This window comes from Acinetobacter sp. GD03645 (genome assembly GCF_029845285.1).
Taxonomy (GTDB): domain Bacteria; phylum Pseudomonadota; class Gammaproteobacteria; order Pseudomonadales; family Moraxellaceae; genus Acinetobacter; species Acinetobacter corruptisaponis.
This window is the reverse complement of the sequence record NZ_JAOCLL010000009.1, coordinates 91,954-107,295: the sequence shown is the minus strand read 5'-3', so window position 1 is coordinate 107,295 and position 15,342 is coordinate 91,954. Positions and strand designations below refer to the sequence as shown.

The window sequence follows — 15,342 nt, the reverse complement described above, 5'->3', positions numbered from 1 at the left end:
AAATAGTATGTTTTAAGGTGGGGTTATAATACCACTACAACAAAAGAAAATTAAGAGAAATAGACAGAAGAATCAGATACCTAACCAAACTATTTGAAGTCGCGCATAAGGTTGAATATAGCTCTGAACAAGATGGGAAAGCATACTTTGGAGCATGGGTTGAGTTAGAAAATGACGAAGGTGAAACTATTAAGTTTCGTATTGTTGGAGATGAAGAAATTTATGGTCGTAAAGACTATATTTCTCTCCAATCACCTATTGCTAAAGCCTGTTTAGGTAAGTCTGTAGATGACGAGGTTCGCGTACTCACACCTACAGGGCCAAAAAACTGGTACATTATTAACATTAATTATTAATCAATTACTTACAAAAACATTTTTCATCTATAAAATATAAGTTATTTCATGTTTAAGTTAAAACAAGTGGAATATACAAATGTTTTAGAATTGGTGTAATATTATGAGCCTTCTGCTTAAGAACTCAAAATTTTGTTGTTAAAACAAAACAGTAGGAATACTCTTAAGTAACGAATAGAAGTTTAAAATCTTAATTTATGGTGGTAGAGCAAGTGAATAAAATTAAAAAAAATGTAACTGTGCGTTTTTTTTCCATTGATACCTCTCACTCCTTCTTTAAGAATTTTATTGCTAACTATTTAGTTAGTTACAAAAGTGACCTGAACTCAAGAATTTTTACTATTAAACATACTAAACATTTAGTAAAAACAGTATCGAGTGATAGCAAAAAATTTTTTTTAACGGTAGTGAAAGAGCGAAATACATGGCAAGCCAAAGCTACACGTGATGGAACAATTTCTAGTCTTTCATTAAATCAAGGAATGATCGGAGATCCGTACTATTTTTGTGTAGTGCCTGATAAAAAAATAATATTTGGCTTCACAACTGGGCCAATCGGTAGTTTAAAAAGTGTTGCCAAATTTGCTTTGGAACAATTCAATTCAGATAGGTTGACGAAATTAAATTTATCATTGATTCCTAAAGAAAAAGAATTTTCCCAACTACTTGAATTAACCAATTTTAACAGTCTTCATTTCAAAATTAACTCTTCATCCTTAGTAGATTTAACAGAAGATGCACCTCAGCTAATTAAAAATTTAGGGGCAGCGCCTTACATAGAAAATAATATCCAACTTTCTTTAGATTTAGAATGCAGTGAAGATCCTGAAAGTATATTAACCCAAGAAAGTTTAATTGAAATTGTAAACTATCTTTCAGATAGTGAAACATGTTCAGTTTTAAAAGTTAAAGGTATAAATAAAGATGGTAAAAAAGTTAATCTAGATTTTGGTAATGCATTTATAAATTACAAAACAGAAATCTCAACTAGAAATAATTATATTGATGAAAGCACAGCATCTAATGTCTTAAATGCTGCACTAGAAATTGCAGATGATATCAACTAGATATATATTTGATTTCTTTTTTTGTTATAGGATGAACATTATTTAACTTCCCACTATCTAATAGTTCAATTAAATCATAAATATTATTTACTGCAACATTCGCTTCTAGTTTATCATCAACTTCTTTCGCTGCTTCTCTTGACAAGCCAATTTTAATTAAACTCATCATCCTTTCATCACAAGCACCTATCTCAAGATAAGTATGAATTTTAATACTTTGTTTATCAATTTCTCTCAATTCCAATTGATTAGATAACAATAAATGATAACAACTTAGTGCATTAGCCAATCTAAATCTAATATTATTATTAATAACTTTAATTACATTTCTTACTGAAGTATTAATACTTGGCTTTTCATCTAAATTATCATTACCCCATCTAATTTGCTCTGATATTATTTCTTTTAAGCTTTTTCCAGATATCCATTTATATGCAATAGTAACAATAAATTCAACATGATAACCATCATTTATTACATATACACCAAGTTCCTCTAACTTATAAATAATAGATACTAACTTTTCATATAGGTTAGGAGATTTTGGATGGGGTAATAACCACTCATCTAAACTTTCCAGCCCTTTCAAAAAGTCATATAGTTTATTTTGTTGAATATAACCAATTGTTGGATTAGCCTGTAAAAGATAAGGAGCAACATTAAGATTATCACTGGCTTCCTTAATTGAATAAATGAGATTATCCAATTCTGATTTTGATAATTTAAGATCATTTGAATTTAGAGTTGAGGACAAATTATCATTTGTGTAGTCCTTAATAAGTTTATTGGCAATTGTATATAAACTATATTGATCTTCATTTGAATGTGAATAGCCACCAGAGATAGCGATTATTACATCCTGAAAACTTTCATTTAAAGTTCGGTAATAAGTTGGTATTTTATAACTTTCTTCTCTATCTTCCTCAAAATAATCTTGAAACTTCCATTCTTCAGGTTCAATTAAAAAAATATTTCCAGAAAAATGTTCAATCATTCTTCCAGCACGACCAGTTATATTATTAATTTTTACATCTTCCAATCTTTCAGATTCCCTACCAATATTTTGGTGTAATGGATTCTTTAAGAAAAGATTTTTTGCTGGCAAATTAACGCCTTCAGCTAAAGTACTTGTACAAGCTATATATTTTATTAAATCTTCTTTAGCTAGCCTTTCAATCATCACTCTTACAGAACTTGGAAGAGGACCATAATGAAATGCAACCCCTTTTCTCAAATTTGATGCTAAGCTAAAATCTTCATGTACAAATTTTTCGATATAATCAGCAGCCTCTTCAAGTTCAGGAGATGCAACAAAATCAATCATAAGAGCTGCTATATCATCAGCTATATCTTCACAATAATCTGTTCTATTTCTATAAATTATATTACTTTGTCCCTGCCCTAATCTAAAAACAATATCTGACAAGCTAGTACCCGTAAATTTTTTGGGTATTTTAATACTATAATCATGATTATATCTAGATATCTCAATATTTCTACCTATTAATTTAACTGACATTAATATTTTAGCAACCGGTGAATGTTGAGTAATTTTACTCTTAAAATCAATTTCCTTAAAAATAGATTTAAAAGTATCTTTATAGCTATCCGACGGCATACTTAATATAATTTGAGGAAAACTATTTTCCAATAGTTTTTCTACAGTAAGATGAAGTAAAACCCCTCTACTGGGATCAGAAATATTATGAGCTTCATCAATAAATAAGTAGTTAAAGGTCAAATCACCACTTTGTAGAACTTCATAAAGCCTCTCTTGAGTCATAACAAATATAGTTTTATCTTTAAAATTAGTATCTTTTGGTATAGTGCATATTTCTATTTCTTTCTCTTGGTTAAAAGATTTAGAAATTTCAAAGACTTTATTTGAAACTTCAGCTATTAATGCTCTAGTTGGAACTACTATTACAGCAAATGCTCCTGAAGATTCAATAATTTTATTAACTAAATATGTAAGAATAATATGTGTTTTTCCTGCTGAAGTAGGTGCTATTGTTATTACATCTTCCTCCTCCATTAAGTCTTTCCATAAAACTCTTTGAAAGTCAGTTAATGCATAGTCTAACTCAGGAACACTGTTCAAGTTTTCTTTAAAATCAAATTTTGCATTTGTATAAAAACCAAAATTCATTTCAAAGTTTGAATATTTTTTATTTAACAACTTAATATTTGGGAAATCACCAACATCAAAAAATATTTTTTTTGCTATAATTGCCAAATCTGGATTATTACTTGCAGCTATATCTAAAAGTATAGCCAATAATATTGCCCCTTCTCTTTTTACGCTTACATCTTCAGATTTATAAAAATATTGAATTACTGTAGATATTTTTTTTACAAGATTTCTATCTATATCAAAATCCCCACCAGTAAGATAAGAAATATATTTTTCAAAAATTATATTTCTATCAATTAAAAATTTCTCATTATGTATTATATTCTTATTTAATTTATCTATAATACTTGTCATTCGCTAATCCCCAAATAACTAATAAACTCCTTAGTTAACTCTTGGACACACTTAAAAGGTAATAACAAAAGAGTAAGTGAGTTAATATCTAAGCCTTTTTTCTCCGCTTTGGAATAAAAGCTTTTTATATATGAATCAGCAACTTCTAAATATTTTTTATGATATTCACTTTCTATGCTTAACAATATTTCAGGTTTTGTAAAACCAATAAAACATGGTGAATGAATTTTATCTATTATATTTGTTGCTTCATAAGGGTTCAGAATTTTAAGAATTTTATCTACTAGATCCTCACTTAAATTAGGAAAATCTAGATGACTATCGATTAGATCTAACTCTGTTTGATAATCACCTCTTGCATTTAAAATAGAATTTACGGCATCTGTTGAAGCACTACTATAACTTGCGTGTAATTTAGATTCTCCTAGATATAATCTTAATTCTCCATCAATAAATTGTCCATGAACAGCATCTGCACCATAAACAGGCATTCTTGCATTTGTTTTCATTGCAACTTTACTTAGTAATTTCGGAGCATATAAATAAACATCTAATATTGTGAAAAGTATCATTTCACCCAGCTCACCTTTTGCAGTCTGCTGACTAATTTTTCTTAATGCTTTTTGAAATAATGCTTCCTTTTTTGCCTCATTACTATCAACACCAAGTTTTTTTTCAATCTCTGTACAACTAAAAACATAATTATAAAGAATACCTTCTCTTACACATTCAAAAAACTCTTCATGAGATGATTGATTATCAGTATGACAAGGTAAGTACACAAGTAAGGAGTTAACCTTTCGTCCATCTTCTAATTCAAAATCTATAGGAATATTTTTAAGAATGTTTTTGATATCATCTGCATTTTTTAATTGAGTAGCTAAAGTCATATCAATCTCTTAATGATTTATTTCGCACACATTCACTTTTAAGTTATATTACTATAGTTTACAAAATACACAATAAAGACAACTGAAATTTACATAAAAATTCATATTTTTATAATCTTGTTTTTAGTAAAACTTCAAAGTTTTTCCCAATGATTACCTTTCTTCTATTAATTTTCTCTGAATATTTACAAGTCTAGATGATATACCCTCTACACAGCTTTTATGCCGCTCAAACAATGGATCTTCTATATTTTTCCAGTTATTAAGAATTTCTTGACCAACTTTGAGTTCTTCTTCTAGTTCACTAATTCGCTGTTGAAGTGCCATTTTTCTGTTCCATTGAAGTAATAACTCAGCTTCCACCTCTGCTCGTGTAACCTCTCCACTAACGATTCTCTCGAAGTCTTCCTCAGATCGCTTTTCTGCAGCCTCTATGACATTTTGAGGGTAAGAATGACCCAAGATACTTTTTGCTAACATATAGGCTGTACGGAGCTCTACAGCTTCTTCATCTGTATATACACGTCGCTCTACATTCATTTAGATTCTCCAAACCTCTTCGTAATATCCTACCTCTACTACAGAAAACATGGAACATTTGATCACTCTGATTTTATTGATACTTTACTCAACCATGTAGAAATGATTTCCTTTGTATTCATCCCAGCCCAATTATGTTGATTATCAAAGAAATTTAAGCTTATAAATTGCTCAATTTTGGAAAATTGCCAATTATCAGGTAGTTTTTTGGGATAGTTTGGCTTCTTTTTCGAATCGACTAAATATTTAATATAAGAAGCAATTTTGTTCGAGTATTTGTTCTTATGCTTTTCATGATCAATTTCATCTTTAATTTTTTCTATAAACAATTCTCCTGCTAGCAGTTTTGCCTGATAAAACAAAAGGCTATATGAATGTTCTAGATCAAAGTATTCTGAAAGTTGGATTAAATTAGTTTCTAAATTTAAATTTTTCTCATAGGGAACTGGAAATTTCGAGAAGACCTCTGGAATTAAATTATATATTTCTTGTAATCTAATATTTTTAACAAAATTTTCTATTTGCTGGATATCAACCATGTCTAATTTAAACATATCAATAAAACCGCCAAAAAATATTTTCAACTCGTAATTACTAACATCCTCATCTATAGCCAAATAAATGCCATCTTGCACTTTAATTTGAAGAACTCTTACTAATGAATCATATTGTTCGTCACTAAGAGTAGAGCTATTTTCTTGCAAAAATAAACTTATTTGCTCTTTTAAATTATTTAAATCTTTGTACTTATCAATTATGGCTCTTTTATCAAACAAGGATTGAAGCACAATATTTGCCCCACCTCTTTCTTCTTCATAAAAACTATCCCACACTTTCTTATTGATAAATCTTTCTTCTCCCATTGTGTCAAGAGATAGGAATAGAAAAATGTATATCATTTCAAGATAGCTAAAATCGAATTCAGAAAAGGTTTTTTTCTGCAATATATTTTTATATTCATCAATAAAATCCTTAGCTTTTTTATTATTCTTTTTTAACTCACAATTTACACATAAATAACCTTTCTTAAAAAACTCTTTATAAACACTCCTATTCTTAAAACCTACTCTTGAGTGACATTTTCTACATTCAAAATTGGTATCTATAAGTTCTAGGCAGCTATGTAATTCAATAAAATTTGATAATTCTTTTGTATTTGTAAATTTATATTGTTCTGTAATTGTTTTAGCACTAATTGCAAATTTCAGATCACCAGTCGTTGTGTAAGTTTGTAACCAATAATCTTTAACTATTTGAAGATCTTCGCCATGTAAGTTGCTCAATAATTTTATTTCAAAAGACTCAGGTCTCATAAGGATCACCCTAATGTTTGGATTGAGTAGTTCTAGTTGTTCGTTTTAATCGTTAAATCTTTTTATAGTATATGTACTATCTCTAAGGTTATGTTTTTGTTATTTTAAAAATAAAATATTACAAATCATAGGGTTATAATCTTAAATCTGCATTTTCTGAACGGTCTCCCAAACTTGCGGCCCAGTTTACCTTTTTGGTGATTTCTGGACGTTCGTCATGCCATAGTTTTTTTAATTCAGCAACCAGCAAGTCATGTCCATTACGTGTGATCAAGTTCGATTTCATATTTAAAAACGCTACAACAACAATCCATTTACAAGTTTTTGCATTGTATTCCTTATTTCAACACGACTAAAGTGTATAAATTTTATTCTTTTTCAAATCATGTGTTTGTGATGTATTTCTCATATTTTTACTGATCAAAATTTGACAAGCTCCTTTTTGACGCTTAAGATGCGCCCCTAAGTTAGTTTTTTGTTTACTTTTTATACACTTTGTAAATGATGTGAAACATTTCATCATTTTTCCATTAACCCAATGTCATTTTGAATGACGTTCATGACTTGCCCACCCCGATTTAATTTATCAACTTTTAGAAGTTGTGGTGAAGTTTTGCCTCAATTTTTAGGGCATAAATTACCTGTAGCGGAGACAACATGCACAGTAATTCAAGTTCTGGGTCTAGGCCTAGCCTTAACTCTTTATCTTCCAAGCTACCATTCCAGGCCCTTGCTTTAGGCATCGTCATTATGCCATTCAATAGCTTGAATGCAGAAAAATCACATCAATACAACACGGTTGTGACAACCAATGTTTTAACAGTGGTTGCAGTTGAAAATCCAACCACTGTTTTTAAAGACGGTCAGTTCCTGCATGGTTTCGGCTATGATTTAGCCCGCAACTATGCACAAAGCCTCAACGTAAAACTTGACTTTAAAACTGTTCCAGACAATGCAACCGCATTGAAATGGGTTGCCCAAGGTAAGGCAAACCTGGCCATGACCACGGCAGCACTGGCGGCAATTGAGAGCAAACAACTGGTTTCTTTCTCGGCAAGCTGTGGTGATCAAGCAAGTTTGAGTCGTAACGGACTAAATCCCCAGCTTAACTGGGTGTTTAAACAGGCTGATGATCCCCTTACCCTGACAGCCAGTGGTTTTGTCTGTCAGAGCAAGCAATCAGGCACCACTCAACAACTCGCTTCTTTCTATAATCGGAATGTGGTCAAACCTGAATCCTGGTCAACTATTCAGAAAGACCTGAATCAACGTTTACCGATTTATAAGGCGAGCTTTAAGCAAAGTGCCGCAAAATACAATCTGGATTGGCACCTGTTGGCAGCAATTGGCTATCAGGAGTCTTACCTAAAGCCTAGCTCGGTGTCTCCCACGGGTGTCCGCGGCTTAATGATGCTGACCAACAGTACAGCGCAGGCAATGGGTGTCAGTAACCGATCTGATCCAATACAGAGTATTCAGGGTGGTGCGAAGTATTATGACCTGATGCTGGATCAATATGCCAATGTAGCCTACCCAGACCGTAACTGGTATGCGCTGGTGGCATACAACATGGGACCTGGTGCAGTGAACCAGATTCAGAAACGGATCAAGGCTCAGGGCAAGGACCCAAATCAGTGGGTGAACCTATATGACTATTTACAGCGCAATCAAGCTAGAAATGGTCGCTATAAGCAAGCGGTTCAATACGTCACCCGTATCCGCACCTATCTAGAGCACATCAAAACCAGTAACCGCATCGATGTCTGAATCCAGACAGGCATAAAAAAAGCTTACCTTTGGGTAAGCTTTTTTTGTTCAGAAAACAATTAAGCAGTTTGCTCAAGCACTTTCTTGAATAGGTCTTTTTGTTCCTGGCTTGGTTTAGCCGTCTGTAAAGCCATAAGCTGAGACATATCGCCTTGAACCTTGATTTTACCTGTCATGAATGCCTGCATCGCAGCAGCCATATCAAACTCAAGGAATACTTTACGTAAAGTTTCCGCATCCATGTTCAAAGTGGTTTTAGCGTTTGGAGATAAACCCTTTTGGATTTTACCCGCATCTAAAGCCAACTCTGTATTACCAGCCGCATCTGTAACAACCAAGTTAATCGCTAAATTCGCAAGTGCTGGTGGTAAGTTTAAATCACCCGCCTCAGCAGTAAGTTTTTCAACAGTTGCAAACCAATCATCAGTTAAAAATGCAGCCATGATTCTTCCTCAAATGTATTTGTTCAATTTCTTGTGCCATCTATCCAGACGACATCACATGAAGCAATTTGCTTGTGCCCTGTTATAGCATGTAATTTTTAGTTTAGGCTATGCTTTTTTGTACCTCGAACTGAATTTTTTAGATGCTTATTGCTACCTTTATCGCTTATTGGTCAAAATTTGAATTGTTTGAGTGCAAATCCATTTCCAATAAAAACATAAAAACCGCAATACAGATATTCATCATATATTGCGGTGGCATTATTTGTCTTATTTATGAATGGAGGAATTATTCCGCGGCAAAGCTGAGGTTCACCACATCAAGACGCTTCTTCATTTCTTCAGGATCTTTCATGTCAAACTCACGTTGCCCATCCAACGCCTCAAAGTCGAATAGCTCACGGTCAGCCAACTGCGATGGAGAAACGTTCTGCAATGCGCCAAAGATGCTGTGCAGGCGTTTCGGATATTGTCTATCCCACTCACGCAGCATGTCATTGATGATGGCACGCTGTAAGTTTTCCTGTGAACCACACAGGTTACAAGGAATGATGGGAAACTTACGCAATTCTGCATACTTGATAATGTCTTTTTCCTCGACATAGGCCAAAGGACGAATCAGGATATTCTTTTTATCTGAAGACAGTAATTTCGGTGGCATTGCCTTTAGACTACCGCCATGGAACAGGTTCAGGAAAAACGTGGCCATGATGTCATCACGATGGTGTCCCAACGCGACCTTGGTCGCACCAATCTCCTGGGCAAAGCCATAGAGGGAACCACGGCGCAGGCGTGAACACACGGCGCAATAGGTCTTGCCCTCAGGCGTTAAACGCTTGGTGATGGTATAGGTGTCTTTTTCAAGGATGTAGTAGGGAATGTTGTTCTCTTCCATATAACGTGGCAAAACGTCTTCTGGGAAGCCAGGCTGTTTCTGGTCCAGGTTCACCGCAACAATATCAAAATTGATGGGTGCAATACGCTTGAACTGCAACAGGATATCCAGCAAGGTGTAGCTGTCCTTACCGCCCGAAACACAGACCATGACCTTGTCGCCATCCTCGATCATGTTGTAATCACGAATCGCATGTCCAACTTGACGACGCAGCTTTTTCAACAGGCGATAATATGCCGAACTGGTCGGAAGTTCAGGCTTGAAATTAAATCCTTGGTTGGACTCGACTGGCGCGTACATAGACGTGATTTACCCATAAACAAAAATACCGCAAGATTTTATCTGATTCCGAAAAAATGCGCACCTAAAGAATTTTTCAATTTCTTTGAATCGTCATATTAGAGTTTCATACTGGTAAAATTCTGACCAAAATAAGTAAAAATTGTCTGGATTGCTTATATTTCAAACTTTTCCACAGTTTTCCACAAAACCTGTGGATAAAATTGTGGATTTCTACGCTATTGACAAACTGTTTTTATCTTAAAATAAGGCGTTCGATTAAATTGATCATTTTTTAACCAATGTTTTTATCAAAATAAAATCAATAGGTTATATAAGTCAATACTTCGATTTTAAAAAAAATTTTTTAATTTTTTTTGCTGAACATTCGCACAAAATGACTTGATTTTTGTCAGACAGTGAAAAATAAAAAAATTGTAGCCAAAGTACTTTTTATGCTTTTTTTTGTTAAACTGCTGTGAAGAACTTAAGCTCATCTTTTGTGAATATTATAACGATGGACAAAACAACTTATTTTTTTGCTCTTTGTTTGGGGTCAATCGGTTTTTTTCATAGCACAGTATCAACTACGCATGCTGGGCAGACTATTTATAATTTAAAACAAAATAATGGCACAACTTTATTGACGAATGTTAAAAAAGCCGAATATAGCCGTTTAAAAGTGATTAAAGCAACCTACTACCCAGACAGTAATATTCACAGCTATAGTAACTGGGGTTCAAGCGAAGCCTCTGTTCTACCAAGCTATAGCCGTAATAAAAATGCATTTGACCAGCTGATTCGGCAGGCTGCCCAGCAACATGGGGTTTCCGAAGGTTTGGTTAAGGCCATCATGCACACCGAATCGGGCTTTAACATTAGTGCACGCTCACCTGTAGGGGCACAGGGTCTGATGCAACTCATGCCTGCAACGGCCCGTCGCTTTAATGTCAGTAATGCATACGACCCACAGCAGAATATTTTTGGTGGGGTAAAATATCTAAGCTGGCTATTAAAACGTTTTAACGGCGATACCCGTCTTGCGATTGCCGCCTATAATGCAGGTGAAGGCAATGTGGACAAATATGGTGGTATTCCCCCGTTCCGTGAAACTCAGGATTACGTTCGACGTGTCACCAGCCGTTACCAAAATTTATATGCTTCTGGCCTAGGCAGCATCTCAACTAATAACAACAATGAACAAATTATTGCTCAGTCAGCAAATTATACCTCTTCAGCAAATGTTGCTCCTGAACCAACACCTATGCCAAAAAATCCTAATTATGTTCGCAGAATTATCAAAGATGGAAATAGTTTTAGTGATGCTCCAGGAACTTACTCAACTGAAAATGCTATCGCTTCCGCAACAATTTTAACCAACAATTAACAGCATGAACTCTAGCACATATACAATGCATATAAAGTATACAATCTTTTCTTTTGCTTGCTGGATGCATCTGCAAAGCATTTGTTTTGCTCAAACTATCTATACTTATAAAGATGAAAAAGGCAGTACCATCCTAAGTAATAGGGAAAGAGAATCAAATAATTTCGAATTAAAAAATACAATCGTATACCCTGATAATTTTATTTCTATTTTGATTAGAGATCACTCAGACCCAAAAAAAAGAGAATATTATAAATATAGTCCCAATATATATTATTATCGTAATGGTTCTAATGGTCATTTCTCATCTATATTAAAAAATTGTCCAACTAACGAACCATACATAGCTCCATATTGTGGGAAAAAATATACACTAAAAGAAATTAAAGCCACAGATGAAAAGATTAAAGCACTTGAGTCCAATTCTTTGGATGCAGTAACTCGCTATAAACAAATATATATTGAATGGGAAGGTGCAGGTAAAATTGGGCCGCCCCCATTAAAACCATTTAAAATAACAAAAGAAATTGGATTTTCTCCAATTGTTATAGAAACTCTTTGGAGTGGTGAAGCTCTTTTAGATACTAATACACACGATTTAGGAATTTCATACTCCACTTTTGATGATTGTATAAGTGAAAAGCAAGAAAATATAACGATATTTAAAAAATATTATAAGGCCAAACTGCGTCAAGATATCGTTTTTCCTAAGCAATTAAATCGCAAATATATTTATAAATGTGAAGCAGAAGTTCAAGAAGTGCACCGACAACTTGTTGATTAATTTTGTATATAAATCTTGAATTTTTGGGGTTCACCCTGCATATTATCGGTATGGTTTATAATTTATAAATCAGATCACTTTTTCTTTATAAGAGGGTTTTCTCAATGATGCGGATTGGTTTGTTCTTGCTAACCAACCTCGCGGTACTGGTTGTAGCTGGCATTATTTTGTCACTCTTCGGTGTCGGTAGTTACCGTGGTGCGGGTGGCTTAAATCTAGGCAACCTGATGGTCATCTGTTTTGTCTTTGGTATGGTGGGTTCTTTTATTTCCCTGTTCATGTCAAAGTGGATGGCTAAAAAAACCACTGGGACTGAATTAATCGACCCAAATGCACCTCGTAACCAGGCGGAAGCATGGTTATTGCAGGAAGTTGCTCAGTTAGCCCAACGTGCAGGAATCAACATGCCTGAGGTTGGTATTTTCCCGTCTTACCAATCCAATGCGTTTGCAACAGGTTGGAATAAAAACGATGCGCTGGTTGCCGTTTCCACAGGTCTACTTGAGCGTATGAACAAAGATGAACTTCGTGCTGTGCTGGCCCATGAAATCGGACACGTTGCCAATGGTGACATGGTGACACTGGCCTTGATTCAAGGTGTGGTCAACGCTTTCGTAATGTTCTTTGCACGTGTCGCAGGTGACTTTATTGACCGTAACGTGTTTGGTCGTGAAGATGGTGAAGCCCCAGGCCTGGCCTATTTTGCCATTACCATTGTACTTGACATTGTGTTCGGTATTCTGGCCTCTGCCATTGTGATGTGGTTCTCCCGTCAACGTGAATACCGTGCAGACGAGGCTGGAGCACGTTTGGCTGGTAAACAGGCGATGATTTCTGCCCTGCTTCGTTTACAGGCGGAGTCTGAAATGCCAGACCAAATGCCGAAAGAAATGAAGGCATTTGCGATTGCGGAAGGTAAGGAACAAGGCTTTAGCTTAGCTGCTTTATTTCAAACCCACCCAACCATTGAACAACGTGTTGCCGCCTTACAGCAATTAAATGTTCAATAACCCAGACCAGATAAACGATAAAGCCTCCAAAATGGAGGCTTTATTTTTACTTACTTAATTTAACCAGCCTTGAAAGACTGATACAGATCCCATAAATAGCTAAAACCAGCCCACATGGCAATCACCAATAGAATAAGTACCGCAATACCCAGCAAGTCAGGAATTCTTAACCAAATCCAGCTAACAATTGGATTACGCCAAAATGCAGAGGTTTTCTGCTTTTGCTCAAGGGATTCATGCAGGAATGGATGCACCACATGGATGTCACTGTATACCTGATATTCCTCACGGATATGCTCATGCACAATGTCCAGTGTCTTGCGGCTCGGACGAATAAACACATCAAACAGGGTACCAACAATCGGTACAAAACCCACCAGCATATCCATAATCGCCAGTCTGACCACACCATTCAGTTTATGTTGTGGAACACCCACTTCCCTTGCCTTTTTAAAAGCGTAGAGCGTCAGGACAAAACCTGCAACATCACCCGCAAAGGGAATGGTACTGAGCGCAGCATCGGCTCCCACGCCCTGCCTAGTAAATGGAATCCTGACCAAACTATCCATGGTATTGGCAAATTTTGCCAGATCACGTTCCACCGCAATCGCCTGCTGCTGGGTTAATTTTTTTTGTGTTGGATCAGTCATTCACTCAACCTAAAAACGTTGTTTATGCCTGAGAATAAAGTACTTTTTAGGCTTTGTCGGTACAATTATTATAACAGTTCAGAATAAAATCATTGAAGCAATAAACAAATACACGATTACACCTGTGGCATCACAGATTGAAGTGACCAAAGGTGCCGAAGCACTTGCTGGATCAAGTCCTGCCTTATTCAAGATAAAGGGCAAGCTCATCCCAATCAGACACCCCATCAACACAATACCCATCATACTGATTGCCAAGACCAAGGCGATCATTTCGTCACCACGGAAATAGCCCAACAACGACACTGCAACGGCCATAGTCCCACCAAGGCACAAAGCCACCAGACTTTCCCGTCCCAATAAATGAAACCAGTCCCTAAACTGCACATCCCCCGTAGCCAAGGCACGTACCATGAGGGTTGAAGACTGGGAACCCGCATTTCCCCCACTTCCGACCAGCAATGGCAAGAAGAACACCAGCACCAGATTTTGCGAAATCACATCTTCATAATGGGCAATCCCAATACCCGAAAGCAAACTGCCAAAAACCAAGAAAACCAGCCAAAACACCCGTTTCTGATAGAGCAGCAAAATCGGTGCCGACTTGATACTGAGTTTAGATGAGGCATTCACCGCCCCCACTTTCAGGAAGTCCTCCGTCGCCTCCTCACTGGCAACATCCATTGCATCATCATAAGTGACTATTCCCACCATCATGTCCTGATGGTCAATGATCGGCAGGGCCAATAGGTCATAACGGGCAATAGTTTTCGCGACCTCATCCTGATCTGTATCGACATAGGCTTTCAGAATATCAGTTTCCATCAGCTCATTAATGTTCTGCTCCTCAGGCGCAAGTATCAGTTGCTTTAAGGATAGAACACCCAAAATCTTTCGTGCCTGATCCAACACATAGGCAAAGTAAATTGTCTCGGTATCAGGCGCTTCCAGACGCAACATCTTAATCGCATCTTTTACCATCATGTTGGGTTTTAAGGTCGCATACTCGGAACTCATGATCGCTCCAGCGGTTCCCTCAACATAGGAGGAAAGTTGGCGAATATCCTCCCTTTCTGCCTGAGCTAATGCAGGCAGCAGCGCATTTTGCTGTTCTTGGTCCAGACATTTAAATACATCAGCCCGTTTATCCGATGACATCTCGCCAATAATTTCAGCCAGAATATTTCTTGGCATGACTTTCGCCAGATTGACCTGTTCAATGGGGGGAAGATAAGAAAACACATAGGCCCGTTTGGGCAAATGTGTTAACAGCAATTGCCCCTGTTCTACAGGTAACTGGGTCAACACATCCGCAATGTCAACGGCACGGAATGTTTTTACCGAATCAAGTGCAAGTTCAATCTGATTATTCTTTAGTGCATCATTTAATAAATATAAGAAATTGTTGGAGCTCATATCCACCTCTTCACCAATGATCTGTCATGAAGAGTCAATCAGCCTATTATTTTACTG

13 protein-coding genes and 2 pseudogenes are annotated in these 15,342 nt (G+C 35.8%); 6 read left to right on the top strand and 9 right to left on the bottom strand.

Going from position 1 to position 15,342, the window contains the following annotated elements:
• Nucleotides 1-29: 29 nt before the first annotated feature.
• Nucleotides 30-356, top strand: a pseudogene (locus tag N5J47_RS09200) (GreA/GreB family elongation factor); the annotation flags it as partial.
• Between the two features lie 212 nt (nucleotides 357-568).
• Entirely contained in the window at nucleotides 569-1,423 is an 855-nt protein-coding gene (locus N5J47_RS09195; protein ID WP_279959660.1) for a hypothetical protein, read from the top strand.
• On the opposite strand, the gene N5J47_RS09190 is transcribed toward N5J47_RS09195, so the two are convergent.
• From N5J47_RS09190 to N5J47_RS09170, 5 genes and pseudogenes are all read right to left on the bottom strand, one after another.
• On the bottom strand, nucleotides 1,416-3,911 hold the full coding sequence (locus N5J47_RS09190) for a DEAD/DEAH box helicase (protein ID WP_279959659.1): 2,496 nt from the start codon (nucleotides 3,909-3,911) through the stop codon (nucleotides 1,416-1,418). The genes N5J47_RS09195 and N5J47_RS09190 overlap by 8 nt on opposite strands.
• Nucleotides 3,908-4,801 (bottom strand): DUF1837 domain-containing protein, encoded by an 894-nt coding sequence (locus N5J47_RS09185; protein ID WP_279959658.1) that lies wholly within the window; start codon nucleotides 4,799-4,801, stop codon nucleotides 3,908-3,910. Before N5J47_RS09185 ends, N5J47_RS09190 begins: the two co-directional genes overlap by 4 nt.
• Before the next feature lie 153 nt (nucleotides 4,802-4,954).
• On the bottom strand, nucleotides 4,955-5,341 hold the full coding sequence (locus tag N5J47_RS09180; protein ID WP_279959657.1) for a hypothetical protein: 387 nt from the start codon (nucleotides 5,339-5,341) through the stop codon (nucleotides 4,955-4,957).
• 62 nt (nucleotides 5,342-5,403) lie between these two features.
• On the bottom strand, nucleotides 5,404-6,654 hold the full coding sequence (locus tag N5J47_RS09175) for a hypothetical protein (RefSeq protein WP_279959656.1): 1,251 nt from the start codon (nucleotides 6,652-6,654) through the stop codon (nucleotides 5,404-5,406).
• A 145-nt stretch (nucleotides 6,655-6,799) separates the two neighbouring features.
• Nucleotides 6,800-6,940: pseudogene (locus N5J47_RS09170) on the bottom strand (transcription elongation factor GreB); the annotation flags it as partial.
• Between the two features lie 371 nt (nucleotides 6,941-7,311).
• On the opposite strand from N5J47_RS09170, the gene N5J47_RS09165 reads away from it, so the two are divergent.
• Nucleotides 7,312-8,421 carry a transglycosylase SLT domain-containing protein gene (locus N5J47_RS09165; protein WP_279959655.1) on the top strand — a complete coding sequence of 370 codons (1,110 nt, stop codon included), beginning with the start codon at nucleotides 7,312-7,314 and terminating at the stop codon, nucleotides 8,419-8,421.
• Between the two features lie 59 nt (nucleotides 8,422-8,480).
• On the opposite strand, the gene N5J47_RS09160 is transcribed toward N5J47_RS09165, so the two are convergent.
• On the bottom strand, nucleotides 8,481-8,864 hold the full coding sequence (locus tag N5J47_RS09160; RefSeq protein WP_004676693.1) for an SCP2 sterol-binding domain-containing protein: 384 nt from the start codon (nucleotides 8,862-8,864) through the stop codon (nucleotides 8,481-8,483).
• A 289-nt stretch (nucleotides 8,865-9,153) separates the two neighbouring features.
• Entirely contained in the window at nucleotides 9,154-10,059 is a 906-nt protein-coding gene (gene ttcA / locus N5J47_RS09155; protein ID WP_004676692.1) for a tRNA 2-thiocytidine(32) synthetase TtcA, read from the bottom strand.
• Between the two features lie 496 nt (nucleotides 10,060-10,555).
• Between ttcA and N5J47_RS09150 the strand changes: the two genes are divergently transcribed.
• The 3 genes from N5J47_RS09150 (at nucleotide 10,556) to htpX (ending at nucleotide 13,219) form a co-directional block, all read left to right on the top strand.
• Nucleotides 10,556-11,425 carry a lytic transglycosylase domain-containing protein gene (locus tag N5J47_RS09150; protein ID WP_279959654.1) on the top strand — a complete coding sequence of 290 codons (870 nt, stop codon included), beginning with the start codon at nucleotides 10,556-10,558 and terminating at the stop codon, nucleotides 11,423-11,425.
• Between the two features lie 25 nt (nucleotides 11,426-11,450).
• Nucleotides 11,451-12,209, top strand: a complete 759-nt coding sequence (locus tag N5J47_RS09145; protein WP_279959653.1) for a hypothetical protein — start codon at nucleotides 11,451-11,453, stop codon at nucleotides 12,207-12,209.
• Between the two features lie 104 nt (nucleotides 12,210-12,313).
• Nucleotides 12,314-13,219: a protease HtpX gene (htpX, locus tag N5J47_RS09140; RefSeq protein WP_267980366.1), complete on the top strand. Its 906-nt coding sequence runs from the start codon at nucleotides 12,314-12,316 to the stop codon at nucleotides 13,217-13,219.
• Between the two features lie 59 nt (nucleotides 13,220-13,278).
• On the opposite strand, the gene N5J47_RS09135 is transcribed toward htpX, so the two are convergent.
• Together N5J47_RS09135 and mgtE are read right to left on the bottom strand one after the other, a co-directional pair.
• Nucleotides 13,279-13,869: a DUF4112 domain-containing protein gene (locus N5J47_RS09135; RefSeq protein WP_279959652.1), complete on the bottom strand. Its 591-nt coding sequence runs from the start codon at nucleotides 13,867-13,869 to the stop codon at nucleotides 13,279-13,281.
• A gap of 78 nt (nucleotides 13,870-13,947) precedes the next feature.
• Complete coding sequence (gene mgtE, locus N5J47_RS09130; protein WP_279959651.1) at nucleotides 13,948-15,285, bottom strand: magnesium transporter; 1,338 nt, start codon at nucleotides 15,283-15,285, stop codon at nucleotides 13,948-13,950.
• Nucleotides 15,286-15,342 lie beyond the last annotated feature (57 nt).

Coding starts and splice junctions, on each gene's coding strand:
- N5J47_RS09190 (WP_279959659.1), bottom strand. CDS start 3,911: ATGACAAGTATTATAGATAAATTAAATAAGAATATAATACATAATGAG.
- N5J47_RS09185 (WP_279959658.1), bottom strand. CDS start 4,801: ATGACTTTAGCTACTCAATTAAAAAATGCAGATGATATCAAAAACATT.
- N5J47_RS09180 (WP_279959657.1), bottom strand. CDS start 5,341: ATGAATGTAGAGCGACGTGTATATACAGATGAAGAAGCTGTAGAGCTC.
- N5J47_RS09175 (WP_279959656.1), bottom strand. CDS start 6,654: ATGAGACCTGAGTCTTTTGAAATAAAATTATTGAGCAACTTACATGGC.
- N5J47_RS09165 (WP_279959655.1), top strand. CDS start 7,312: ATGCACAGTAATTCAAGTTCTGGGTCTAGGCCTAGCCTTAACTCTTTA.
- N5J47_RS09160 (WP_004676693.1), bottom strand. CDS start 8,864: ATGGCTGCATTTTTAACTGATGATTGGTTTGCAACTGTTGAAAAACTT.
- ttcA (WP_004676692.1), bottom strand. CDS start 10,059: ATGTACGCGCCAGTCGAGTCCAACCAAGGATTTAATTTCAAGCCTGAA.
- N5J47_RS09150 (WP_279959654.1), top strand. CDS start 10,556: ATGGACAAAACAACTTATTTTTTTGCTCTTTGTTTGGGGTCAATCGGT.
- N5J47_RS09145 (WP_279959653.1), top strand. CDS start 11,451: ATGCATATAAAGTATACAATCTTTTCTTTTGCTTGCTGGATGCATCTG.
- htpX (WP_267980366.1), top strand. CDS start 12,314: ATGATGCGGATTGGTTTGTTCTTGCTAACCAACCTCGCGGTACTGGTT.
- N5J47_RS09135 (WP_279959652.1), bottom strand. CDS start 13,869: ATGACTGATCCAACACAAAAAAAATTAACCCAGCAGCAGGCGATTGCG.
- mgtE (WP_279959651.1), bottom strand. CDS start 15,285: ATGAGCTCCAACAATTTCTTATATTTATTAAATGATGCACTAAAGAAT.